This window comes from Pedobacter kyungheensis (genome assembly GCF_000812965.1).
Lineage (GTDB): Bacteria > Bacteroidota > Bacteroidia > Sphingobacteriales > Sphingobacteriaceae > Pedobacter > Pedobacter kyungheensis.
Window position 1 is genome coordinate 1 of the sequence record NZ_JSYN01000029.1, and the last position, 24,528, is coordinate 24,528.

The 24,528-nt window shown below is 38.8% G+C and carries 23 protein-coding genes; 15 read left to right on the forward strand and 8 right to left on the reverse strand.

All coding sequences use genetic code 11. The annotated features are described in order from the left end of the window. Positions 1-251 precede the first annotated feature (251 nt). The 4 genes from rpe to OC25_RS21405 all read left to right on the forward strand — a co-directional run bounded on the left by rpe (position 252) and on the right by OC25_RS21405 (position 5,793). Positions 252-923 carry a ribulose-phosphate 3-epimerase gene (gene rpe / locus OC25_RS21390; RefSeq protein WP_039480287.1) on the forward strand — a complete coding sequence of 224 codons (672 nt, stop codon included), beginning with the start codon at positions 252-254 and terminating at the stop codon, positions 921-923. Positions 924-1,003: 80 nt separating this feature from the next. Beyond that, positions 1,004-3,424: a TonB-dependent receptor gene (locus OC25_RS21395; RefSeq protein WP_039480290.1), complete on the forward strand. Its 2,421-nt coding sequence runs from the start codon at positions 1,004-1,006 to the stop codon at positions 3,422-3,424. 277 nt (positions 3,425-3,701) lie between these two features. Next, a complete protein-coding gene (gene serC / locus OC25_RS21400; RefSeq protein WP_039480294.1) occupies positions 3,702-4,775 on the forward strand; it encodes a 3-phosphoserine/phosphohydroxythreonine transaminase in 1,074 nt (357 codons plus the stop codon). 67 nt (positions 4,776-4,842) lie between these two features. Next, entirely contained in the window at positions 4,843-5,793 is a 951-nt protein-coding gene (locus tag OC25_RS21405) for a D-2-hydroxyacid dehydrogenase (protein WP_039480299.1), read from the forward strand. Positions 5,794-5,842: 49 nt separating this feature from the next. On the opposite strand, the gene OC25_RS28165 is transcribed toward OC25_RS21405, so the two are convergent. The 3 genes from OC25_RS28165 to OC25_RS21415 all read right to left on the reverse strand — a co-directional run bounded on the left by OC25_RS28165 (position 5,843) and on the right by OC25_RS21415 (position 7,380). Next, complete coding sequence (locus tag OC25_RS28165; protein ID WP_167335428.1) at positions 5,843-5,989, reverse strand: hypothetical protein; 147 nt, start codon at positions 5,987-5,989, stop codon at positions 5,843-5,845. Continuing rightward, positions 5,970-6,500, reverse strand: coding sequence for a hypothetical protein (locus tag OC25_RS21410; protein WP_039480302.1), 531 nt, complete (start codon positions 6,498-6,500; stop codon positions 5,970-5,972). Before OC25_RS21410 ends, OC25_RS28165 begins: the two co-directional genes overlap by 20 nt. A 91-nt stretch (positions 6,501-6,591) precedes the next feature. Then, positions 6,592-7,380, reverse strand: coding sequence for an SAM hydrolase/SAM-dependent halogenase family protein (locus OC25_RS21415; protein ID WP_039480305.1), 789 nt, complete (start codon positions 7,378-7,380; stop codon positions 6,592-6,594). Between the two features lie 103 nt (positions 7,381-7,483). Between OC25_RS21415 and OC25_RS21420 the strand changes: the two genes are divergently transcribed. The 5 genes from OC25_RS21420 (at position 7,484) to OC25_RS21440 (ending at position 11,246) form a co-directional block, all read left to right on the forward strand. Then, the gene (locus OC25_RS21420; RefSeq protein ID WP_039480308.1) at positions 7,484-8,443 is read left to right on the forward strand and encodes a PhoH family protein; all 960 of its coding nucleotides are present in this window, start codon (positions 7,484-7,486) and stop codon (positions 8,441-8,443) included. Between the two features lie 81 nt (positions 8,444-8,524). Then, entirely contained in the window at positions 8,525-8,803 is a 279-nt protein-coding gene (locus OC25_RS21425; RefSeq protein ID WP_039480314.1) for a hypothetical protein, read from the forward strand. Between the two features lie 99 nt (positions 8,804-8,902). Next, positions 8,903-9,847, forward strand: coding sequence for a phosphoribosylaminoimidazolesuccinocarboxamide synthase (locus tag OC25_RS21430; protein ID WP_039480317.1), 945 nt, complete (start codon positions 8,903-8,905; stop codon positions 9,845-9,847). 44 nt (positions 9,848-9,891) lie between these two features. After that, positions 9,892-10,269 carry an STAS domain-containing protein gene (locus OC25_RS21435; RefSeq protein WP_039480323.1) on the forward strand — a complete coding sequence of 126 codons (378 nt, stop codon included), beginning with the start codon at positions 9,892-9,894 and terminating at the stop codon, positions 10,267-10,269. A 71-nt stretch (positions 10,270-10,340) separates the two neighbouring features. Next, complete coding sequence (locus OC25_RS21440; protein WP_039480327.1) at positions 10,341-11,246, forward strand: ribonuclease Z; 906 nt, start codon at positions 10,341-10,343, stop codon at positions 11,244-11,246. Positions 11,247-11,431: 185 nt separating this feature from the next. Here the strand turns inward: OC25_RS21440 and OC25_RS21445 are convergent, their stop codons facing one another. From OC25_RS21445 to OC25_RS21455, 3 genes are all read right to left on the reverse strand, one after another. Then, positions 11,432-12,385, reverse strand: a complete 954-nt coding sequence (locus OC25_RS21445) for an MlaD family protein (protein ID WP_039480330.1) — start codon at positions 12,383-12,385, stop codon at positions 11,432-11,434. A gap of 162 nt (positions 12,386-12,547) precedes the next feature. Then, positions 12,548-13,324 carry an N-acetylmuramoyl-L-alanine amidase family protein gene (locus tag OC25_RS21450; RefSeq protein ID WP_039480333.1) on the reverse strand — a complete coding sequence of 259 codons (777 nt, stop codon included), beginning with the start codon at positions 13,322-13,324 and terminating at the stop codon, positions 12,548-12,550. 11 nt (positions 13,325-13,335) lie between these two features. Then, on the reverse strand, positions 13,336-14,199 hold the full coding sequence (locus tag OC25_RS21455; RefSeq protein WP_039480421.1) for an N-acetylmuramoyl-L-alanine amidase family protein: 864 nt from the start codon (positions 14,197-14,199) through the stop codon (positions 13,336-13,338). A 164-nt stretch (positions 14,200-14,363) separates the two neighbouring features. Here OC25_RS21455 and OC25_RS21460 point away from each other — a divergent pair, with 164 nt between their 5' ends. From OC25_RS21460 to trxA, 6 genes are all read left to right on the forward strand, one after another. Beyond that, positions 14,364-16,934, forward strand: a complete 2,571-nt coding sequence (locus OC25_RS21460) for a putative LPS assembly protein LptD (protein ID WP_245222117.1) — start codon at positions 14,364-14,366, stop codon at positions 16,932-16,934. Between the two features lie 4 nt (positions 16,935-16,938). Next, positions 16,939-18,183, forward strand: coding sequence for a competence/damage-inducible protein A (locus tag OC25_RS21465; RefSeq protein ID WP_039480339.1), 1,245 nt, complete (start codon positions 16,939-16,941; stop codon positions 18,181-18,183). Positions 18,184-18,239: 56 nt separating this feature from the next. Further along, positions 18,240-19,601 (forward strand): dihydrolipoamide acetyltransferase family protein, encoded by a 1,362-nt coding sequence (locus OC25_RS21470; RefSeq protein WP_039480341.1) that lies wholly within the window; start codon positions 18,240-18,242, stop codon positions 19,599-19,601. A 64-nt stretch (positions 19,602-19,665) separates the two neighbouring features. Further along, entirely contained in the window at positions 19,666-20,280 is a 615-nt protein-coding gene (locus OC25_RS21475; protein ID WP_039480343.1) for a hypothetical protein, read from the forward strand. Between the two features lie 13 nt (positions 20,281-20,293). Beyond that, positions 20,294-20,842 carry a hypothetical protein gene (locus tag OC25_RS21480; protein WP_039480346.1) on the forward strand — a complete coding sequence of 183 codons (549 nt, stop codon included), beginning with the start codon at positions 20,294-20,296 and terminating at the stop codon, positions 20,840-20,842. A gap of 37 nt (positions 20,843-20,879) precedes the next feature. Continuing rightward, positions 20,880-21,176, forward strand: coding sequence for a thioredoxin (gene trxA, locus OC25_RS21485; protein ID WP_039480349.1), 297 nt, complete (start codon positions 20,880-20,882; stop codon positions 21,174-21,176). On the opposite strand, the gene pdeM is transcribed toward trxA, so the two are convergent. Together pdeM and OC25_RS21495 are read right to left on the reverse strand one after the other, a co-directional pair. Continuing rightward, positions 21,177-21,815, reverse strand: a complete 639-nt coding sequence (pdeM, locus tag OC25_RS21490; protein WP_039480352.1) for a ligase-associated DNA damage response endonuclease PdeM — start codon at positions 21,813-21,815, stop codon at positions 21,177-21,179. Positions 21,816-21,880: 65 nt separating this feature from the next. Continuing rightward, positions 21,881-24,358: a ligase-associated DNA damage response DEXH box helicase gene (locus OC25_RS21495; protein WP_039480355.1), complete on the reverse strand. Its 2,478-nt coding sequence runs from the start codon at positions 24,356-24,358 to the stop codon at positions 21,881-21,883. Positions 24,359-24,528 lie beyond the last annotated feature (170 nt).

Consider the following 24,528-nt stretch of genomic DNA (forward strand, 5'->3'; position numbering starts at 1 on the left):
TCATGCTGAACTTGTTTCAGCGTCTCAATAATGAAAACCCTTTCAGTTTACTGAAAGGGTTTTTGTTTATACATTGAAAGTGAAATATCAACTTTTCTTCTAACCATTGTATAAAACTTTTACTTCGTACAAATATATCTTGCATCAGCAAACTTAAAACTTTCGCACATCTTTTGTAACTTGCATACTTAGTAAAACCTAAAAACAACCGTAATTGCGACACACAAAGCAATTACGAAAACCCATAAGAGATGAAATACATTATAGCCCCATCCATACTTTCGGCCAATTTTGGCAATTTGCAGCGCGATATCGAAATGATCAATAACAGTGAGGCCGATTGGTTTCATGTTGATGTAATGGATGGTGTTTTTGTACCCAATATATCTTTTGGCTTCCCGGTTATGGCTGCAGTTAAAAAACACGCTACCAAACCTTTGGATGTGCATTTAATGATTGTTGAACCTGATAAATACATCAGCGATTTTGCAAAGGCCGGAGCCGACCGCATTACCGTACATTACGAAGCCTGCACACACTTGCACCGTAGCATTCAATTGATAAAGGCATCGGGTTGTAAAGCAGGGGTGGCTCTAAATCCGCATACACCTGTTACTCTGTTGCAGGATGTAATTGAAGACCTGGATCTGGTTCTGATTATGTCGGTTAACCCAGGCTTTGGTGGTCAGGCATTTATTCACAATACCTACAAAAAAATACAAGACCTGAAAGCATTGATTAAAGGCATAAACGACGATTTAATTATAGAAGTAGATGGAGGTGTGGGCTTGCAGAATATCGCTGCGCTTGCATCTGCTGGTGCCAATGCTTTTGTGGCAGGTAATGCAATTTTCGCAACCGAAAGCCCTACAACAACAATTGCTAAAATGAAACAATTAACCCATAACAGTGTGAGTATTTAATTGTTTTATTGCTATATTGTTTCTGATATGACGACTGTTTATCAGTCTTAATATTTAAAACTTCAGTCTTTCTGTTAAAAATGCTCAAATTTCGGCTGCTCTTTTTTCTTTTAATTGCTGGTTGCAGTCTGGCACTTGCGCAACCACTGGTGAGGGTTTCCGGAATAGTGCAGAATGAAGAAAAATTGCCGCTGGCGCAGGTTACGGTTATTGTACTCGGTCAGGCGCAATCAACTGTTACTGACGAATTTGGTGTATATACCATATATTCTAAAACCCGGTCTTTTAGCATCAAATATTCGTTGCTGGGCTATCAGCCCCAAACCATAAAATTTAATGAACGCTCTGGTGCAAGGATACTGCAAAAAGTAAATCTGATAGCCAATATCAACGAATTGGAGCAGGTAAACATTACCAATAAACAAAATCAGCTCAGCAATGCTACAACCATTAACGTTGCCGATATAGGCGCCATGCCTTTGGTTTCGGGCAATTTCGAAACTATGCTCAAAACCTTACCTGGTGTATCAACCAATAACGAGTTGAGTGCACAGTACAGCGTTCGGGGAGGTAACTTTGATGAGAATTTAATTTACATCAACGATGTCGAAATTAACCGGCCTGTACTGATCCGCAACGGACAGCAGGAGGGCCTTAGCTTTATCAATTCGGATCTGGTAAGTAAGGCCAAATTTTCTGCGGGTGGTTTCGAAGCGAAATATGGCGATAAACTTTCTTCCATTCTTGATGTCAGGTATGATAAGCCAGATAGTAATCAAACGATATTGAGCACCAGTTTGTTAAATACTTCACTAAGCACAAAACGCGTATTTAGACATAGCTTTTTGCTCGCAGGATTGCGTTATAAGAATAACACCAGCGTTTTAGTTAAGCAGGACGAGAAAGGAAGCTATAATCCCAACTATGCCGATGCGCAGGTGCTTTACCAATACGATTTTTCGCCTAAATTTAACATCAGTTTTTTAAGCAATTTTAACCTTGGTCAGTTTAAACTGGTGCCTACCAACCGGGAAACTCAGTTTGGCACCTTAAGCACTACACTGAAGTTAAATGTCGATTATACCGGGCAGGAAATAGACGATTACCAAACCTTTGGCAGTGCTATTACCGCTGCTTATTCGCCCAGGCCTAATTTGGTGATTAAATTTATCAACAGCTATTTTAATACCATCGAGCGTGAACGCTTTGATATTAATGGAAGCTATGTTTTTGCAGAAGTAGATAACAACTTTTCAGGCGAAAATTTTGGTCCTGTAAGTAAAAACAGAGGGATAGGGAGCTACTATAATTATGGACGAAACAGTTTAAATACTCAAATTTTTGCTTCTGAAATAAAGGTAGATCAGAATTTTAACAGTCATGTTTTTTCGTGGGGAGTTAAATTTGATCAGTCCAGATATAATGATCAGTTAAACGAATACAACTATACCGATTCTGCAGGCTTTATTTTGCCAAATAATAGTAAAAACATCGTCATGCAGAATGTAATTAACATTAAGAATAATCTTGATATTAAAAATTACAGCGCTTACATTCAGGATAGTTATTCACTTTCCAGCTCTGCCGAATTACAGTTGGGCGCACGTGCAACTTACAGTTCTTTAAGTAAACAACTGTTGATCAGTCCGCGGATGTTGATTGCCTACAGGCCCAATTCAAATAATAAGATTTTACGATTTACAGCGGGTGTTTACAAACAACCGCCTTCGTACCGAACCATTCGTGATTTTTCAGGCGTGCTGAATATTGATCAGAAGGCACAAAGTTCTTACAATACTTCTTTGGGCTACGAATATGCGTTCGATGCTCTGGGAACGCGTTTAAAATTTACTTCCGAAGCTTATTTTAAATATTCTGACCGGTTAATTCCTTACAAAATTGATAATTTGCGTATCAAATACCTGGCAAACGAAATTTCGAAAGGTTATGCCTACGGTGCCGATTTCAGTATAGGAGGGGAGTTTGTAAAAGACCTGGTTTCCTATTTCAGAATGTCGGTAATGCATGCCAACGAAGATATTATTGGCGATAGTTACGTGCAGAACGGTACCACCATTTATCCGGGTTATTTAAAGCGACCGACTGATCAACGCTTAAATTTCTCTGTTTTCTTTCAGGATAGGTTATTAAACAGTCCTACTTACAAGGTACACCTAAATGCCCTTTATGGTTCCCGTTTGCCTATCGGTCCTTCGCAAACACCGAGGTATTTGGATCAGTTTTTTGTTCCATCATATAAGCGTGTAGATATTGGTTTCTCTAAAGATTTTCTGGATGATGCGGCCCTGCATAAACCCAAATTTTTAGATCGTAATTTTAGCTCGGTGATTTTGTTTTTCGAGGTGTTCAACCTGCTTAATATTGATAACACCGTTTCTTATTTATGGCTTAAAGATGTAGATAATGTACAGTACGCCATTCCAAATTATTTAACCGGCAGGCAATTTAATTTAAAGCTGATTGTTAAACTTAAAAATTAATCAGATAACCCATTCTGCTTTATCAAAACCGATGGTAGAAGAGATCTTCCAGGGCAAAATTTGAATAAAAATTTAGTTCATTTTTGATGAAAAATTAGTTTTTACATTGTATTGTTTAAGTCTTTTAATCTGCGCATACCGCTTATTGCAAAAACTGCAACAAAAAGATCAATTTTAGTCTTTTTTTTAACAATATTTAATTTTTTAGGATACGATTTTATGGGCATAACTGCTATAAAAATTTTACATTTACGCCTATAAAACATTATATAATAAGATGAAGCATAATTTTGGCGCAGGCCCTTGTATTTTACCTCAGGAAGTGTTTAAACAAGCAGCTCAGGCTGTTTTAGATTTTAACGATGGATTATCGATTTTAGAGATTTCGCACAGAACAACCGAATTTGAGGCAGTTGTTGCAGAAGCTGATAAATTGGTAAAGGAATTATTAAATGTGCCATCGGGATATTCCGTTTTATTTCTACAGGGAGGAGCAAGTTTACAGTTTGCAATGGTGCCAATGAACCTATTGGGCGATGGACAAACTGCAAGTTATTTAGATTCTGGTGTTTGGGCCAGCAAGGCTTTAAAAGAAGCTAAATTAGTAGGTAATGTAAATGTAGTGGCTTCTTCAAAAGATGCTAATTATACCTTTATTCCGAAAGATTTCGAGATTCCGGCTGATAGCGCTTATTTCCACTACACTTCAAACAACACCATTTACGGTACGGAGCTTTTCGAAGCACCAAAAACCACTGTTCCGGTTGTATGTGATATGTCGTCTGATATCATGAGTCGTGTGATTGATGTTTCACAGTTCGATTTAATTTATGCAGGAGCTCAAAAAAATGTAGGCCCGGCCGGATTAACCATCGTGATTGTTAAAGATGAAATTTTAAATAAAATCGACCGTAAAATTCCATCAATGTTAAACTATCAGTCTCATATCGATAATGGTTCGATGTACAATACTCCTCCGGTTTTCTCTATCTATGTAGCTTTATTAAATCTACGTTGGTTAAAATCAAAAGGTGGTGTTGCAGAAATCGAGAAAGAAAACAAACAAAAAGCAGAAGCACTTTACAGGGAGATTGACCGCAATCCATTGTTCAAGGGTACCTGTGCAGTTGAAGACCGTTCTAAAATGAATGTTTGTTTCGTGATGGAAAATGCTGAATTGGAAAAACCATTCCTGAAATATGCTGAAGAGCAAGGTATTGTAGGTATTAAAGGCCACAGAAGTGTTGGTGGTTTCCGCGCTTCAATGTACAATGCTTTACCAATTACAAGTGTACATGCTTTAATTGATGCAATGCAGGCATTTGAAGAACAACAGGCAAAAGCAAATTAATATAAATTATAACCACAACTTAATGGATTACACCTAAATCCATTGAGTTGTGCAATGATAAATCACAATGTTTAAAATATTAGCAAACGACGGAATTGATCCGATCGGAAAAGAATTATTAGAAAAAGCAGGTTTTCAGGTAGATACTGAAACAATTGCACAAGATCAATTAGCTGAAGCTTTAAAAAACTATGATGCCATTACCGTACGTAGTGCTACAAAAGTTAGAAAAGAACTGATTGATGCCGTGCCTAATATCAAATTAATTGGCAGAGGTGGTGTTGGTATGGATAATATCGACGTAGAATATGCACGTAGTCAGGGTATTGCAGTGGTAAACACACCGGCTGCTTCTTCTTTATCAGTAGCTGAATTGGTATTCTCACATTTATTTACAGGGATCAGATTTTTACAAGATGCTAACCGTAAAATGCCTGTTGAAGGTTCAACCCAGTTTAATAACCTTAAAAAAGCTTATGCAAAAGGAACCGAGCTAAGTGGTAAAACCATAGGTATTATTGGTTTTGGCCGTATTGGCCGTGCAACCGCAAAAGTTGCTTTAGGTTTAGGAATGAATGTTTTGGCTTACGATTTATATCCTACAGAAACCGAAATTACTTTAGATTTCATGGGAGGTCAATCAGTAAGTATTCCGATTAAAACCGTTTCATTAGACGAAGTAATTTCTGGAAGTGATTTCTTAAGCTTACACACCCCATTTGCTGATAAACCAATTTTAGGTGCCGAAGAATTTGCTAAAATGAAAAAAGGCGTTGGTATTGTAAACTGCTCACGTGGTGGAACAATAGATGAACCAGCTTTAATCGAAGCCTTAAATTCTGGTAAAGTATCTTTTGCAGGTTTAGATGTTTTTGATAACGAGCCTACTCCGCTAGCTGAAATTTTAACACACCCCAAAATCTCGTTAACTCCACACATCGGTGCATCTACAAACGAAGCTCAGGAGCGCATTGGCGCTGAATTGGCTACGTTGATTATCGAGCATTTTAAAAAATAATAATATAAGTTAGACCTTATAGGTTTCAAAAACCTATAAGGTCTTTTTATTAATCCAACGCCTGCGTAAGCACCCAATAGCGGTAACCTAATATCGCCTTTTGCCAGGTGCTTAATTTATTGGGGTCTTTCTTGTATAAATTGGGTAAAATGGCATTGTTAATTTTAACCAGAACTTTAAACAGTGCTTTTTTCATACCTTTTATATTGCTGTAGTTTTTTGTTGAAAAAATAAAAGCCCCCTGCCATTACCAGAATTAAAAACACAATGAGATAATTAACCAGGTTTTTGCCTTTATCTCTTTTGTCGGCAGCAAGCCTTAACTGCTCGTTCTGGTCCTGTAATTTTTTAATGGTTTGCATGTAACGCTGTATGCGTTCTTCTGATTGATCAGATACGGCAATTTTCTGCTGGTTCTGAAGATCTTTATAATCCATTAATACCTTAAGCTCGGTAAAAATATTATTATCGGTTAGAACAACCTGACGCAGGATTTCATTTGAATTTTTAATATCGCGCTTGGTTTGCCAGCCAAAAATCCCGGTACGCTGGTTCAGGCTTTGATCATATTGGCCAAATTTTGCACTTCTTTCAGCCAGTAAGCTATTTATTTTGGCGCGCTGTGCAGCATAAGCAGTAGTATCTTGTTGAGCAAAACCCTGAAAATGAAACAGGAGGGCAGCAAGCAGGTAAATGTATTTCTTCATGTGCTATAAACGTGAAAAAGACTCAACTTGTTTTGTTTTCCCAAAGATGCATTAAACACGCTTTCCGCTTTGGTCTTTAGTCTTTCTGCTTTTAGCTCACTTTAGAATGAAACTCAACTCTTACAATATCGCCCAGGTGCAAGCCTAACAATCCACTCGCTTTACCCTTATTAATGGCAATTTCGAGGTGGTTACTAATCCCGAACAGGCAAAGTTTTTCACCTTCCTGTACTTCATTGTAATGCCAGCTCAATTGGGTAATGGTTTCACTTTTTCTGAAATGCAGGGTGAAGTCGCGGTTTTTCTGGATGCGGGTAAAAAGGTCTTTGGTAATATTGGTAATTACATTGCAAAAAGTATCGATATATACCACACTTCCGCGAATGATATCTTTCTCTATAACAGGGTGTAAAAGCATTTTTTGCTCAATCTCTGCTACAGGTAAACCAATGTCTTTTAATTTCCCTCCTTTAGCCAGATGTGTTGCAGCTTTTACAAAAATATCAACCAAAGGGAAGTGGAGATATTTCAGGTCCTGCATAATATTCAGCTCTACTACATCTTCCGGATGCTCATCAAAAAGCAGGGAGAAAATACCATTATCGGCACCTACAAAATAATGGTCGCGGTGTTTAACGGCAATGTATTTGGTGTTTTCGCTATACACAGAATCGATACCAATTAAGTGTACCGTATTTTTCGGGAAATATGGATAAGCGTTCTTTAAAACGAAGGCTGCATACGAAATATTGAACGATGGAACTTCGTGGGTAATATCAATTAAATTAACATTAGGCATAAGACTCAGCAGACTACCTTTTAGTGCACTCTGGTAAAAATCTTTTGAACCTAAATCTGTTGTTAAAGTAATTATCCCCATTAAAAATTCATTATTATTGCTTATTCTTGTGTACAGGCCTAAGCGTCTGCAAATATTCAAATTTTAATTAATATACCCCGATAACTTTTTAAAATACTACAGTTTGAACGAATTAAAATTAACTCTGGATACCGTAAATCCTGCTCACTTTTGGGGGCCGAATAATGAGAATTACGAAATGATTAAAGGTGCTTTCGCGAAGTTGAAACTGGTAGCGAGAGGAAGTGATGTTAAGGTTCTCGGTGATGAACAGGAACTTAAGTCTTTTGAAGAGAAGTTTAACCAGCTCATTGCGCACCTCGAAAAATATAGTTCGTTAACCAATAACGATGTAGAATCGATACTGGGAGCGAAGGCAACAAATCTGGCAAAAAAAGATGCCGAACAGCCAACTGGCGGTGGTGGAGAAGTGATTGTTTTTGGTACAAATGGTTTGCTGGTGAAAGCCCGCACGGCAAACCAGCGCAAAATGGTAAGCAGTATCGCAAAAAATGATATCTTATTTGCCATTGGTCCGGCAGGAACCGGGAAAACCTATACCGCTGTTGCTTTAGCGGTAAGGGCACTGAAAAATAAAGAAATTAAGCGCATTATTTTAACCCGACCGGCTGTTGAGGCAGGAGAGAACCTGGGCTTCCTTCCGGGCGATTTAAAAGAGAAGATCGACCCATATTTACGTCCGCTTTACGATGCACTGGATGACATGATCCCGGCAGAAAAGCTGAAGTTTTATATCGAAAACCGTACGATCGAGATTGCTCCTTTGGCCTTTATGCGCGGCCGTACGCTTGATAATTGCTTTGTGATACTCGATGAGGCTCAAAATGCCACCGATATGCAGTTGAAAATGTTTTTAACCCGTATGGGGCCAACCGCTAAATTTATCGTTACGGGCGATGTTACTCAGGTAGATTTGCCTAAAAAACAAATGTCGGGTTTGTTTAACGGTTTAAGGATTCTGGAAGATATTAAAGGTATCGATATTATTTATTTAAGTGGTGAAGATGTGGTTCGCCATAAACTGGTTAAAGATATTCTTAAAGCTTACGGCGATATCCAGTAGTTTTTGTAAAATGGAAATGGTAAGATGGACAATGATTAAAGCTTTTTAAAATCATTATCCATCTTACATAAAATACCCCTGATGGAAAATATTGATCTGAAAAATGGCTTGAAATTTTCTTTCGAAAAACTCCCGCATACCATTAGACTAATCATTTCGAAAAATGATGAAGAATGGGTTTGCAGAAAAGCGAAACTGAGTAAGCTTTATGCATTTGTTGCTATTAATCAGGCACATGTTTTCAATGGGCGGCTACAGTTGATGAAATCTGAAAACGATATTATTGTCCTGGTTAAAAATGAAAATATTGGCATCATTCCAGTCAGAAAATTTAAAGAGGCGTTAAAGGAACTGGAATAAAATTATCTCCATAATTTATCCGGTTTAATAAACTATATTTCCAGACTTCAAGACCTCCTTCTTCCGACTTTCCGACTTTTTTCCTATTTTTACGGCCTCATGAAAGCACTTAAAGAAACCCATTTTAATTTCCCAAATCAGAGCAATTTTTACAAAGGTAAAGTTCGCGATGTGTATACTATAGCTGATCAGTTTATGGTAATGGTGGTGTCAGACCGCATTTCTGCATTTGACGTTGTCTTGCCAGAGGCTATTCCATTTAAAGGACAGGTGTTAAATCAGATCGCAGCTAAGTTTTTATCTGCAACTCAGGATATTGTTCCAAACTGGGTTTTAGCTGTGCCCGATCCAATGGTAACCATTGGTCGTATCTGCGAGCCTTTTAAGGTAGAGATGGTAATCAGGGGTTATTTAGCTGGTCATGCATGGCGCGAGTACAGTGCAGGTAAACGTTCGGTTTGTGGCGTTGCATTGCCTGATGGCTTAAAAGAAAACGATAAATTGCCTCAGCCAATTATTACCCCAACTACTAAAGCTGCTGTAGGCCACGATGAAGATATTTCGAAAGAAGATATTTTGGCAAAGGGAATTGTTTCTTTAACCGATTATGAGCAACTAGAACAATATACTTACGCACTTTACCAACGTGGTACTGAGATCGCTGCAAAAAGCGGATTAATTTTGGTGGATACGAAATACGAATTTGGTAAAGCAGATGGCGTAATTTACCTGATTGATGAAATCCATACCCCAGATTCATCACGTTATTTTTATGCAGAGGGTTATCAGGAACGTCAGGATAACAATGAACCGCAGAAACAACTTTCTAAAGAATTTGTGCGTAAATGGTTAATCGAAAATGGTTTTCAGGGTAAAGATGGCCAGGTAGTACCGGAAATGACATCTGAAATTGTAAATTCTATTTCTGAGCGTTATATCGAGCTTTACGAAAAGATTGTAGGCGAGACCTTTATCAAAGCTGATGCTGATGCCATTTCGAGTCGTATCGAAACCAATGTTTTAAAGGCCCTTGAAACGCTTTAATTTTCGAAAGAAATTTATACATTAGTGCTATAAAGATTAGAGAGATGAAATTTTCAGTAGATAAACACGATAAATACGTAAGCTTAAGGTTAGAAGAAACCAGGTTTACTAACGATAATGCACCTGGTTTAAAATCTGAACTGTATTTGCTTAATGCAGAAGGTTTTAAGAATATTATTGTTGATCTTAGCCATGTTACCGAATGTAATGATGCGCAGGATTTAAGCAGCTTATTGGTTGGTGATAGACTTTGTAAGGCTGCCGGAGGATTGTTTATCGTAACCGGAATTAGCGATGAACTGGCTACAATTATAGAATTATCAAACATATTTCAGTCTGTAACGTTTGTTAATACAATAGAAGAGGCAACCGATTTCATCTTTATGGATGAACTGGAAAAAGAATTCAGAGGCGCTAAATAATCCACATTATCCAATAATATTATAGCCTCGTAGTTTCTCAAAATCTACGAGGTTTTTTATATCACATCATGATGAAGTTTGAAGTTACTATTTTAGGAAGCAGTTCGGCCACTCCTGTTTTTAACCGGAATCCATCGGCACAGCTTTTAAATTGTAACGAAAAATGTTATTTAATTGATTGTGGCGAAGGTACGCAGCAGCAACTGGCTAAATTTAACCTCAAAGCTGCGCGTATCGATTATATCTTTATCAGTCACTTACATGGTGATCATTATTTTGGACTGATTGGTTTACTCTCAAGCCTTCATTTAAACGGCCGGATCAAACCCATGCAGATTTTCGGACCAAAAGCATTGCTCGAGATTCTAGAAATCCAGTTTAAATATTCAGATACTGTTTTGCGCTATCCGATTGAGTTTTTCCCGATTGAGGCAGATGAACCAAAACTGATTTTTGAAAACAGCGACCTGACTGTAAAAACCATTGTTTTAAATCACCGCATTCCAACCACAGGTTTTCTTTTTCAGCAGAAGAAAAGACAACGTAAGCTGATTAAAGATAAGGCAGAAAATGTGCCTATGGCTTATTATACTGCACTGAAAAAAGGAATGGATGTAGAACTACCTAATGGAGAAATTTTGCGCAGCGAAGATTATACGGTAGCTGCAGATGCGCCAAGGTCATACGCTTATTGTTCTGATACCTTGTTCGATGAAAGTTATTTGCCTACAATTATGGGTTGCGATACGCTTTACCACGAAGCTACCTTTATGCACGATTTGCTCGACAGAGCAAGAGAAACACACCATACTACCGCGCAACAAGCTGCTGAGGTGGCTAATATTATCGGTGCAAAGAAATTATTAATCGGTCATTTTTCTTCCCGCTATAAAACCCTGCAAATGCTTTTCGAAGAAGCGCAGGCTGGCTTTGAGAATACCGAACTGGCAGTAGAGGGGAGAACCTTTCAGCTTTAATTTTTTTTAATTGATCCTGTGCGATAGTCCGTCATCCTCAGATAGCTATCGGATGGGGATCTTAAGCTTTGTTACTTAAGTGTTTTGACCTTACAGGTTAACATGTTACATTAAGATTCCCGCCTGCGCGTTAGACATAAAAAAAGCCCTGAATTTCTCCAGGGCTTCCGAATTATAAAAATTAATTACTTGTCTTTTTTGTTGCCACCTCCAAATACCGAGAAGTGAACATAACGCTTAGGGTTAGCTTTTAAATCGATCATTAAAGCATCCAGGTTTTTAGAAGCGTTATTTAAGTTTTCGTACATTTTGTTATCGTTCAGTAACAAACCTAAACTTCCTTTTCCATCTTTAATGCCTGCAATTACACTTTGCAAATCAGCAATCGCATTGTTGGCATTATCTAAAGTTTGTTTAAAGTTGGCAGCAGCAAACTTATCGGTAACCGTATTGATATTGGTTAAAATGTCGCTGATCTTTTTGTTATTGTTGTTCAGGTTAGCAGTTATGCCTTCTACGTTTTTGAAAATAGCTTCAATACGCGCGCTTTCAGAGCCTACCAAACCATCTACTTTTTTAGAGGTGGTTTCTAAAGAAGCTAAAGTACCCGCAATACTGTTAAAGCTTTTGTCAACGTTTTTCTGGAAGTTAGGATTCAGAATAGAGTTTACACTGCTTAAAATAGAGTCCATTTTGCCGATAATCAACTCAGCTTTCTTTTGAACCGGCTGAACCTGCTCCATCAACCCTTTTTCTACATTGGCATTTAAAGTATAACCATCTTCAGCCATTTTTTTAGAGTTACCTAACGACATTACAATAGCTTTACTACCCAATAAGTCGGTCCCTTCCAAACGGGCAATACTGTTTTCAGGAATTTCATACTTACTGTTGATGCTTAAAGTTGCAATGATGGTACCATCGGTTTGAAGTGCCAGTTTAGCTACGCGACCAATCTGATAACCATTAATCAGGACTGGTTTAGATACCGTTAAACCATCTACTCTGGTGTATTTGGCAAACAAAGTGGTTTCGTTTGAGAAGATAGAATTCCCTTTTAAAAAATTATATCCGATTATTAATAAAGCAATGGCAAACGCAGCTAAAATACCTACTTTGGTTTCGTTCTTAATCTTCATGTTGTTTCTTTAATGGCTACAAGTTTTGTTATCGATCTAAACTTGTTAGAGCGTAATTCATTTTTAAGCTAAACTTTATAAATACACAAAGCCAGCATTAATTGTTTGGTATATGTTTTATATTTTCTGCAAAGTTAAAATAACTATCATTTATAATGCCAGTTATTTGACTTCGATATTTTTTTTATACGTTTTTATTGCCGCCACAATAGAGCTGGCAATTTCACTCTGGCCTTTTGCGGAGTTGATGTATTTCTCTTCTTCCGAATTTGAAATAAAACCAACCTCAGTTAACACAGCCGGCATTCCACAGCGTTGTAACACCAGTACACCTTGCTCTTTAACCCCTCTGCTCAATCGTTCATCCCTGCTGATGTAGCTGTTCTGGATTAATTTCGCAAATTTAATACTTTTATCGCGAAAGGTATTTTTTAACAGGGAGAAAAGTATAAAGCTGGCCGGATTGCTGGGATCGTAACCATCGTATTTGGTTTTATAGTTCTTCTCGAGCTTGATATCGGCATTTTCCCTGATGGCTGCATCCTGCTCTTTTAAGCGGTGCGAACCTGCAACCAATGTTTCTACACCTTTAATGTGTTTGTTTCCGGGTGGCATAGAGTTGCAGTGAATAGAGATAAACAGATCAGCATTGGCATCGTTTGCGATTTCGGCCCTTCTGTATAAGTCAACATCAATGTCTGTTTTCCGGGTATAAATGATTTTAATTTCTGGCAATTCGTCTTTTAAAAGTTCGCCCAGCTTAAGTGCTACTTTTAATGAAATATCTTTTTCTTTAGAGTAACTGCCTGATGCACCAGGTTTTCTGCCGCCATGACCAGGATCGATCACAATTGTTTTAATTTTGTACCCTTGCGCAAAGGTATGTGTAACAGCTATCAGCGAAAGAAAAAATAAGGTAACCAGAAGTTTAATCTTCATTTAAAAGGGGGTTAAAATGAGGTTTCAGCTATACGTCTGTAATTTTTAATTGCCTTAATAATACCATCAACGATCTCTTTTTGTCCTTCAGGCGAGTTCATGTAGTCTTCTTCATCCGGATTACTAACAAAACCAATTTCGGTTAAAACTGCAGGCATTGCTGCCCTCGCCAATACCGCAAGGCTTTTTTCCTGCACACCACGGTTAATACGACCTGCGTTTACATATTCCTGTTGAAGCATCGAGGCAAACTTTAAACTCCTGTCGCGGTTGGTTTGTTTCATTAAAGATAACATAATATCGCTTTCAGGGGTGTTGGCAATAAAACCCTCGTAGTTTTTCTGGTAGTTATCTTCCAAAAACATCGAGGCATTCTCACGTTTGATTACCTCGTCCTGCTCGCCCAAACGTCCGGTTCCGGAAACAAATGTCTCTGTACCTCGGGTAGAAGTACTTTTAGAGGTAATCGTTCTGTAAACTGGCACTTTTCTGCCCCTTACTTTTTTATAATAATCAACTACCCGCGAAACGCGAACCGGCATATCGTTTAAGTGGATAGAGATAAAAAGATCGGCTTTGGCATTGTTGGCAATATTGATCCGCTCATAAAGTGGAATAAATACGTCCGACTCACGCGTATAAATCACTTTAATATCTTTCAGGCTATCCTGAAGCGCCCGGCCCAGGTTCAGAGCAGTTTTAAGGGCTACATCTTTCTCCTTCGAATATACCCCATGTGTGGCACCATCTTTGCCACCGTGGCCGGCATCAATTACAATTGTTTTAATTTTATATTCCTGTGCAAAAGCTTGATTATCAAAGGTGTTTGATAGTGTCAAACAAATAATAAATGTTAAAATGGATTTAAGATACATCAATGGTATATTTTTCACTAATTTTGAACGTTTTTGATTAAACATTTGTGCAAAAATAACATTCAAATACGAATTTGAAACTTCTTAAGAGCTCTATTTTACTAATTTCTGTCATTTTATTAACACACGTTGTTAGTAAAGCTAACGCATTTTCTCATTTTTCATTGCAGCAAATCATTAAGCAAGACACAACTAAAAAGGATACCACCCAGAAAAAGGGGAAAAACAACAGTAGTATCGATCGGAAAGTCGAATACAAAGCTGATGACTCGGTTAAAATGAGTGCCGATAAAAATATTGTTTATCTGTACGGTAACGCCAGGGTTGTTTATGGCGATTTTGAGCTGGATGCAGGTTACATCAAATACGACAAAAAACAGAACACCATTTTTGCTACAGGGGTAAAAGATCCGAAAACCGGACGATATACCGGGAGACCGATTTTTAAATCGGGTGCCGATGGCACTGCAATAGCAGATTCTATATTTTACAATTCGGAGACCACGCGTGCCAAGGTTTATGGCGTTTTTTCTGAACAGGAAGGAGGCTTCTTCTCTGGTGGACAGAGTAAGAAACAGATAGACGATGAGCTGCACATTAAAAATGTGATGTACAGTACCTGTAATTTGCCGCACCCGCACTTTGGTTTAATGATTTCGAAAGGGGTGGTAACCGAAAAACAAATTATCACCGGACCGGTTTACATGGTTATTGAAGATATTCCAACCTTTTTTGGTTTACCTTTTGCCTTTTTTCCAAAGCCGAATAAACGAACTTCGGGGGTGATTTTACCCACGCCCGGTGAAGATGCAACCCGTGGTTTTTTCTTGCAGAATGGTGGTTATTACCTGGGTTTAAATGATTACTGGGACGCCAAATTAATGGGCTCTATCTACACCAATGGCTCTTATGAAACCAGTTTACTGAGTAACTATACGAAAAGATATAAGTTTAACGGTAACATTAATCTGTCTTACTCAAGCTTTAAAGATGGATTGGAAGGAACCGAAGCTTTTAAAAACCCAACCAAAAACTTTAGTATTAACTGGAGCCACAGTCAAAATGCCAATGCCAAGCCTGGTACTACTTTCAGCGCCAGTGTAAGGTTGGTATCAAGTGGTCAAAAAGGTTATTATCGTAATACTGCGGCAGGTACTTCTTATGATATCCGTGCAATTTCTACCAACTCAACGAGTAGTAGTATCAGTTATGCCAAAACATTTTCAAACAATATGAACTTGTCGTTGGCTGCTTCAAGTGATCAGACTTTAAGTACCAGGGCTATCTCATTGCGTTTACCGGAACTTACCTTTAACGTACCTACATTTAACCCTTTCCATTCAAAGAATTCGGTTGGAGAACAGAAATGGTATCAAAAAATAACCGTAGGCTATAGCTTGCAGGGAACCAACCGGATTGATACTTTTGATAGTTTACTTTTTGATAACGATGGTTTAAAGCGTCTGCGTAGTGGATTTGCACATAGCATTCCGGTTAATATGTCGTTTACAGCCTTAAAATATTTAAACTTCAGTTTGGGCGGAACTTATAACGAGGTTTGGAATTTCCAGAGTGTAAACAGAAGGTATACCCAATTTGCCGATAATACCTATACTTTTAGAGAAGATACCGTTAGTGGCTTTAAAAGGGCAGGAAGCTATAGTCTTTCTACCAGTATGTCGACCAAAATTTATGGACGTAGAGATTTCAATCCACAAGGTAAAATACAGGCTTTGAGGCACGTAATGACCCCAAATGTTTCTTTCTCTTATTCTCCTGATTTTACCAAAGCAGGAGCAGGGCCTTACAGACCTGCTATTGATCAAAACGGAAAAGAAATTTTAACCAATGGCTTACCTTTAAAATATTCGATTTTTGATGGTATGGCGCAGCCTGGATCTTTCGGCGGACCAAATGCCTCTATTGGTTTCGGGATTGACAATACAGTAGAGTTGAAAGTCAGGAATAAGAATGATACAACAGGTACCGGATCGAAAAAGATACCGATTATACAGGGTTTGAGTTTTAGCGGATCTTATAATTTTTTGGCCAAATCGTACAAATTATCGACCATTGGTTTTAGTGGGCGCTCGCAATTTACCGATAAACTGGGCATTAACTACAATGGTACTTTAGATCCATATTCGTTGAGGCCTGATACCATTCCTGGTTCTAATTTGCTGATCAGGCAGGATCGTTATTTCTGGCAGACCGGAAAAATATTGCCACGTTTGGCTAACCTGGGTTTTTCATTCGATTATAGTTTAAATCCGGAGGCATTAAAACGTAAAAACGAGGCCAATGATAAATTAGGAGAGGCAGCCAATAAGAAAGGCTTAACCGATATTCAATCTGAGCAATTGGCCGCCATTAGCCGCGATCCAAATGCTTTTGTTGATTTCAATATTCCATGGAATTTTTCGTTCTCATACAGTTTCCAGTACTCGAACGATGGAAACAATACAACCATTTCAAATACACTGAATTTTAACGGCGATGTGAATTTAACTCCAAAATGGAAAGTTACCTTTAACTCGGGTTACGATTTTAAGAACAGAGGTTTAACGCCTATGAACCTGGCCATTTACCGCGATTTGCATTGCTGGGATATGAGTGTAAACTGGGTTCCTTACGGTGCTTACAAAAGTTATTCGGTAACGATTAAAGTAAAAGCATCGATACTGCAGGATTTGAAATTGAGCAAAAGACAAGGTTTTTACAGCACATACCAATAAATTTATGCTAGCCGAAATTATTACCATTGGCGACGAAATTCTGATCGGACAGATTGTAGATACCAATTCTGCTTGGATGGCAAAACAGTTAAACCTGACGGGGATTTCGGTAAAACAAATCACTTCGATATCTGACGACGAACAGCATATTCTGGATGCTTTAGCCCAGGCTGAACAAAGAGCAGATATTATTTTGATTACTGGTGGTTTAGGGCCGACAAAAGACGATATTACCAAAAAAACACTGGCCAAATACTTTAATATGGGCTTTAGGAGGGATGAGGCTGCTCTGGAAATGGTTCGCCAGATTTTTGAAAAGTTTAAACGCCCCTTAATTGATGTTAATATTCAGCAGGCAGATGTACCCGATGGCTGCGAGGTAATTGTGAATAAAAACGGAACTGCTCCATGCATGTGGTTCGAAAAGAATAACAAGATTTTTGTCTCGATGCCTGGCGTACCATTTGAAATGATGTACCTCATGGATGATGAAATTCTTCCACGTCTGAAGCATAAGTTCAAACTTCCGGCCATTGTACATAAAACAATCCTTACTGCAAACATTGGCGAATCGTTTCTGGCTAAAGAAATAGAAGCAATTGAAGATGCTTTACCAGCACATATTAAACTCGCTTATTTGCCTAAATTAGGGCAGGTACGCTTGCGTTTATCGGCCAAAGGCGATGATGAAAGCAAGCTGAAAGCCGAGGTTGAAGGCTTTGCCAAACAGATTATGGCCAAGGTGGAGAAGTTTGTGGTGATTGATGAAGATATCCCTCTGGAGAAAGCTATTCTCAACGTTATGGATGCCCGGGGTCTTACGCTGTCAACCGCCGAAAGCTGTACTGGTGGATATATTGCCCATCTAATTACGCAGCATCCGGGTTGCTCTTCGGTGTATTGGGGTGGGGCTGTTACTTATGCCTACGAACTTAAAGAATCAGTACTTGGCGTAAAACCAGCTACATTGGCTACGTTTGGTGCGGTTAGCGAAGAAACCGTAAGAGAAATGTCGGAAGGTGCTGTAAAACACTTTAAAACCGATTATGCACTTGCCGTAAGCGGAATAGCAGGACCGGATGGAGGTACCGCAGATAAACCTGTTGGTACGGTATGGATTTCAGTTTCTTCGAAAGATAAAACCGTAGCTAAACTGTTTAATTTCAGCAACAAACGGCTACAAAACATCGAACGTTCGGCTGCAGCAGCCCTAACCATGCTATTAAATCTACTTAAAGAAACAGTTTAGAAGGAATAAAAACTGTATTTTTGTGGCGTTACCAATATAAAATACTGTAATTTAATATGGCTCAATACGAACTATTGTTACCAAAAATGGGTGAAAGTGTTGCAGAAGCAACGGTGATTAAATGGGTAAAGCAACCGGGTGATGCTATTGATTTAGATGATACCATCCTGGAAATCGCTACCGATAAGGTAGATTCTGAAGTTCCTTCTCCTGTTGCGGGTAAATTGGTTAAACAATTATTTAAGGAAGATGAAGTTGCCCAGGTTGGTGATGTAATTGCAATTATAGAAACCGAAGGTGGCTCAGCTGCTCAGGTAGAAGAAGCTCCTGTTGCTGCTCCGGTAGCAGAAGAGAAAAATGAAACCATTCCGGGCATTGAACAATTACCGGTACAAAATACAAACCCACAAGCCGATTTTAGTGCCAGTGAGCGTTTTTACTCACCGTTGGTGAAAAGCATTGCTGCACAGGAAAATATTTCTATTACTGAACTCGATGCGATTAAAGGCTCAGGTGCTGATGGCCGTTTAAATAAAGACGACTTATTGAATTATATCGCCAACAGAAATGGCGGAAATGTAATTAAAACGCAAACTGTTATTATGGCTCCGCCTCCTCCGGTTGAGAAAGCCATTGAGAGCAAATCTAATACTCAGCCGGCTACACAACCTGCCGTTGCCAGTAAACCATCTACCACATCTGTTAGTGGTGGCGATGAAATTATTGAAATGGACAGGATGCGTAAGCTAATTGCCGACCACATGGTAATGAGCAAAAGCACTTCGCCACATGTTACTTCATTTGTTGAAGCCGATGTAACCAATATGGTTTTGTGGCGCAATAAAGTGAAAAACAGTTTTGAAAAACGTGAAAATGAGAAAATCACTTTTACCCCAATCTTTGTAGAAGCAGTTGCGAAAGCAATTAAAGATTTTCCGATGATTAATGTTTCGGTTAACGGAACACAGATTATCAAAAAAGCAGATATCAATATTGGTATGGCTGCTGCTTTACCTAGTGGAAACCTTATTGTTCCGGTAATCAGAAATGCCGATCAGTTAAATATAGTGGGCTTAACCAAAGCCGTAAATGATTTGGCTGTACGTGCCCGAAACTCTAAATTAAAACCTGATGAAACCCAGGGCGGAACTTTTACCTTAACCAATGTAGGTAGTTTTGGTAATGTAATGGGCACACCAATTATCAACCAGCCACAAGTGGCTATTCTAGCTGTGGGTGCCATTAAAAAGAAACCTGCAGTATTAGAAACCGAACACGGCGATGTAATTGCCATACGCCACATGATGTTCCTTTCATTATCCTACGATCACAGGGTGGTTGATGGTTCGTTAGGGGGGATGTTTGTACGCAGGGTTGCCGATTATTTAGAATCCTGGGATTTGAACAGAGAGATTTAATCAGTTAACAGTTTTCAGTTGGCAATATCTCCAACTAAACCATTTACCAGTTTAACCATTCAGAATGTTAGATTCAATTTTAAAAAAGATAGTTGCCGATAATGTGTTGCATGCCAAATGGTTAAATACGTTATCTTATATGGAAAATGCAGGAGCTAAAAAGATTTCAGCATCCGAGCATAAGGAAAATGTAAACCTCATTATCCTGAAACATGCTGCTGAAGAACACCGCCATGCCTATTACCTGAAAAAACAGATTGCAAAGGTTGATGAAGCGCTTTGTAAAACTTATACCAATGCCGAGCTTTTATCGCCTAACAATACCAAATATTATTTACACGCTTTAGATATTGCCGTTTGCCGTTACCTTAAAGCAGAGTTTAATCTGTCGGGTTACGATTTAAAGTTTGCGGCCTATCTTTTTGTTACTTATGCTATAGAAGTACGTGCAGATGAGCTGTATCCGGTTTATCAGGCAGTTTTAGATGAAGCCAAAAGCAAGGTAAACGTAAAGTCGATTATTCTGGAAGAAGAGGGCCATCTGGAAGAAATGATAAACCAATTGGTTAGCTTTTCTGATGATTGGGAAAAACACGCAGCCGAAGTAATTAAAATAGAAAAAAGCCTGTTTGATAGCTGGGTATCAGCTTTAAACGTAGAGCTGCCGGTAACTGCTTAGTTGTAACTAACGAATGCAAAGAATCAAATTTATTGAGGGTAATGATAAGAAAGAAATTATTATTCCCTCATCTAAAAATTGGTTTTTTATTATTGTTTTTTTTGCTGTCATATTAGTTTGGTTGGTAGTTGAGCTGATCATAGTTCCCGCCTTAATTATTGCTAATTTAGATCATTTTTTATCATTTGCGCCTTGGCTAGTTGGTTGGACAGCAATTGGATTATTTATCATTAAAATCTGGGTCTGGGAGGCTTTTGGGAAAACCATTTTATTAATCAGGGAGAACGAGCTTGTTATTAAAAAGAAATTCGATTTCATTTCATCAACCAAATATTTCAAGTTAATTGGTATAACTGATTTATCAATATTAAATAAGGATATAGAGACTACCAGATATTTTACGCGTCCGAATTACCTGTTTTCTTCTAAAACAAAATCTATTATTTTAAATTATGGTTTTTTAAAAGTTAACGTTGTTGATTGGCTTAATCAGGAAGAAGCGGAACAAATCATAGCTGTTTTGAGTAAATCAATAGAATCTTCAAAATCTCAGGAAAACTAAAATAAATATGATTTGTTCCTAAATAAAAAGAAGTAGCATGTCTAAATTCTCAGATTTAATCAATGGCGAAAAGCCTGTTCTGGTCGATTTTTTTGCCGAATGGTGCGGCCCTTGTAAAATGATGAAACCCGTTTTGGATCAGTTGAAATCTCAGGTTGGAGATTCAGCTGCAATTATCAAGGTAGATATCGATAAAAACCAACCCGCTGCTGCAGCTTTTAATGTGCAGAGCGTACCAACGTTAATTTTATTCAAAAAAGGTAAACCGGTTTGGCGCCAGAGCGGCGTAGTCCAGGCGGCGCAACTGAAACAGGTTATCGATCAGCACGCTTAATTAAACCTCTACAACAGCTTTAGGCGTCACAGCAAATATCCTTTCGTTATTCTTAGGGTAAATGGTATATAACCCTGTAAACAAACTAAAAGCAGGTAAAACGGCATAACTGTTGCCAAAATAAAAGCAGGGAAATTTGAGCCGTTGTTTGGCCTTACCCACTATCGTTACACCGGGGTGGATGTGTCCGCTAATAGGGTAAAGCTCATCAGCATCATTTTTAGGCGCATCGTGAATAAAGCAAAAAGGGCCTAAACAAAAACTGGGATCGTGTATTTCAATTTGCATTGCAGTATAATCTGCATGTGATAGTTTATCGTGATTGCCTTTTACAAGCAGTAATTTCAAATCGGCATACGCATTTCTCCAATTCGAAAAATCATCGATATCTGTATTTAAACCATGGTGAAACATATCGCCCGTAATGAGTAAAGTTTTGGGACGATATTTTTCAATTAAGCCACTTAAGCGCTGCAAATCACTCTGGCCAATAGTAGCAGGTACCTGTACACCAGCTTGCCTGAAATGGGCCGATTTGCCTAAATGTAAATCGCTTATAGCCAGTAGTTGATGTTGGGGTAAATATAAAGCCCGCTCTTTATCTAAAATCAGTTCTTCTCCGTGGCTTGTTATGGTCATTTTATAGTGTTGTCATCCTGAGCCTGTCGAAGGATTTTTAATCAAACAGGTTCATGCAGTATCGTTTATTTAATCTTATCAGATTCGGCTTTCATTCTGCTAATGCGTTGCTCCAGCTCTTCCGAACTCATATTTTCGCGCAAACTATCTACCTTAATCGGGAAAGAAAGCGGCGTAAAACTTTTCGGGTGTGTAATTACAATTGCACCGTACTGAATCCTTTCCAGTGCAGCGACCAGTCGCGGTTCTTCCAGTTGCTGGTAAAATACCTCATCGTAAGCTTGCCGTAAAAGTAAATTATGTGAATCATAATCACTAAAAACATTAAAAAATAAACCTGCCGATGACTGTAAATGCTTATTGGCCACATATTTTCCGGGGTAACCCTGAAAAACCAAACCCGAAATACAGGCTATATCGCGAAATTTTCTTCGGGCCATTTCAGTCGAATTAATGCTTAGGGTAATATCCTCAGTTAAATTTTTAGGCGAAAAAACCTCATAGGCAATAGATTCATCCATCGGTATTTCGGTTTCGCTGAGCAACTCAAAGCCATAATCGTTCATGGCAATAGAAAAACTGATGGGCAGTAATTTGCTTAAGCGGTAAGCCACCAGGGCAGCCAGTACCTCATGTACCAACCGGCCTTCAAAAGGGTAGGCAAATAAATGGAAGCCTTCTTTATTGTTAATCAGCTCGATTAATAATTCATCGTTGCGCGGTACATGCGATCGTTTTTCCTGCAGCAAAAATAAAGGATAAACTAGATCCAGTTCCTCGTCCTGATGGGTTTTATCCAGGGCTTCGTTGTATTTTTTACGTAAAACCGAACCTAAATTAGATGACAAAGGCAACCGTCCACCATTCCAGCTGGGTGATATCGCATTTTTCTGCTTACTGTTACGCACAATTACTGTCATATCCTTTACATGGATAAATTCGAGCACACGGCCTGCCAGTCTGAAATTATCGCCAGCTTTTAGTCTCGTTACAAAATATTCTTCCACCATACCCACATAACCTCCCGAAAGGAATTTTACTTTCAGCATGGCATCACTCACAATCGTTCCAATATGCAGGCGATGGCGCATGGCCAGCTGGCGGCTCTTTACTTTCCAAAGCCCATCCTCATCTTTAGTTACCTTCTTAAATTCGTTATAAGCACTTAAACTATCGCCACCCGATGTTATAAACTGCATTATCCAGTTCCATTCTTCCGGCAATATCATTTTAAAAGCATGGGTATTTTTAACCTGGTTATAAATTACCTTATCATCAAAGCCATCGCCTATGGCAAGGGTAACCAGGTATTGCACCAGCGTATCGAAAACCATAATAAAAGGTTCCCTGCTTTCGATATTGTTGGTTTTGGCCGCTTCTTTAATGGCAGCAGCTTCTACCAGTTCTAATGCATGGGTAGGCAGGAAGTATATTTTGGAGGTTTCGTGCGGTGAGTGACCTGAGCGACCTGCACGCTGTAAAAACCTGGCTACCCCCTTAGGTGAGCCCACCTGCACTACCGTGTCAACAGGTTTAAAATCTACACCTAAATCCAGCGAAGAAGTGGCTATAACAGCTTTCAATTGACCGGTGTGGAGGGCATCTTCAATCCAGTTGCGCAGTTCGAAATCTATTGATCCATGGTGTATAGCAATACGCCCTGCCAGTTCAGGTTCAATATTCAGCAAATGTTGGTACCACATTTCCGATTGGCCACGGGTATTGATGAAGATTAAAGTGGTTTTACTTTTTTCGATTATGGGGAGCAGTTTGTAAGCCAGCTTTAACCCTAAGTGACCTGCCCAGGGCAGGGTTTCAATATCATCGGGCAGGATAGATTTAATCAGGATTTTCTTCTCCAAATCAGCCTTAACGATAATGCGTTTGGTATCTGCATCCGGTTCTAAAACATCCAGGGCTTCTTCAATATTACCAATGGTAGCCGATATACCCCAAACCCTTAAAAACTGCTGTTTTTCCTGCTTTTGCAAACCTTTTATGCGCGAAACCGCCAATTCTACCAAAACACCACGTTTACTGCCCAGAAGTTCGTGCCATTCATCCGCTACAATACATTTCAGGTTTTTAAATAAAGTTGACGACCCTTTTTGAGCCAAAAGTAAATGCAGGCTTTCGGGGGTAATGAGCAGTATTTCAGGCATCGATTTTTTCTGCTGAACCTTTTCTGCCTGACTGGTGTCACCATTTCTCACACCCACATGCCAATCGAGCTCCAATTCCAGTAAAGTTTCGCGCATGGCACGTGCAATATCTTTCGCCAATGAGCGTAAAGGGGTAATCCAGATCAGTTGCAAGCGGTCTTTTGCTTTTTTATTGCTGTTTTCAGAAGCATTCAAAGCCTCAATTACAACCGCCAAAAATAAAGAGAAGGTTTTGCCGAAACCTGTTGGCGCATTTACCAAACCGCTGTAACCATTCAAATAATACTGCCAGGCCTCTTCCTGAAATTGAAAAGGCCTTCGCTTATGTGTTTTAAGCCATTGTTTTACCTGCTTGTATCCTTTGGTTTTGGTTTGGTCCATGCCTAAATATAGTTGCTTTATTGCTGGCGGTTTAATTTTATATTATTTTTTTTGAAAAGCAAAAGCAGTAGTGCTTCGGTTGCGGCAGTCCCGCCATACGCTTTACCTTTTTTGTAAATCAGCTTTAAATAGGGACTACACTTAGGCAAAAAAGGGTATCGCTGCTGTCG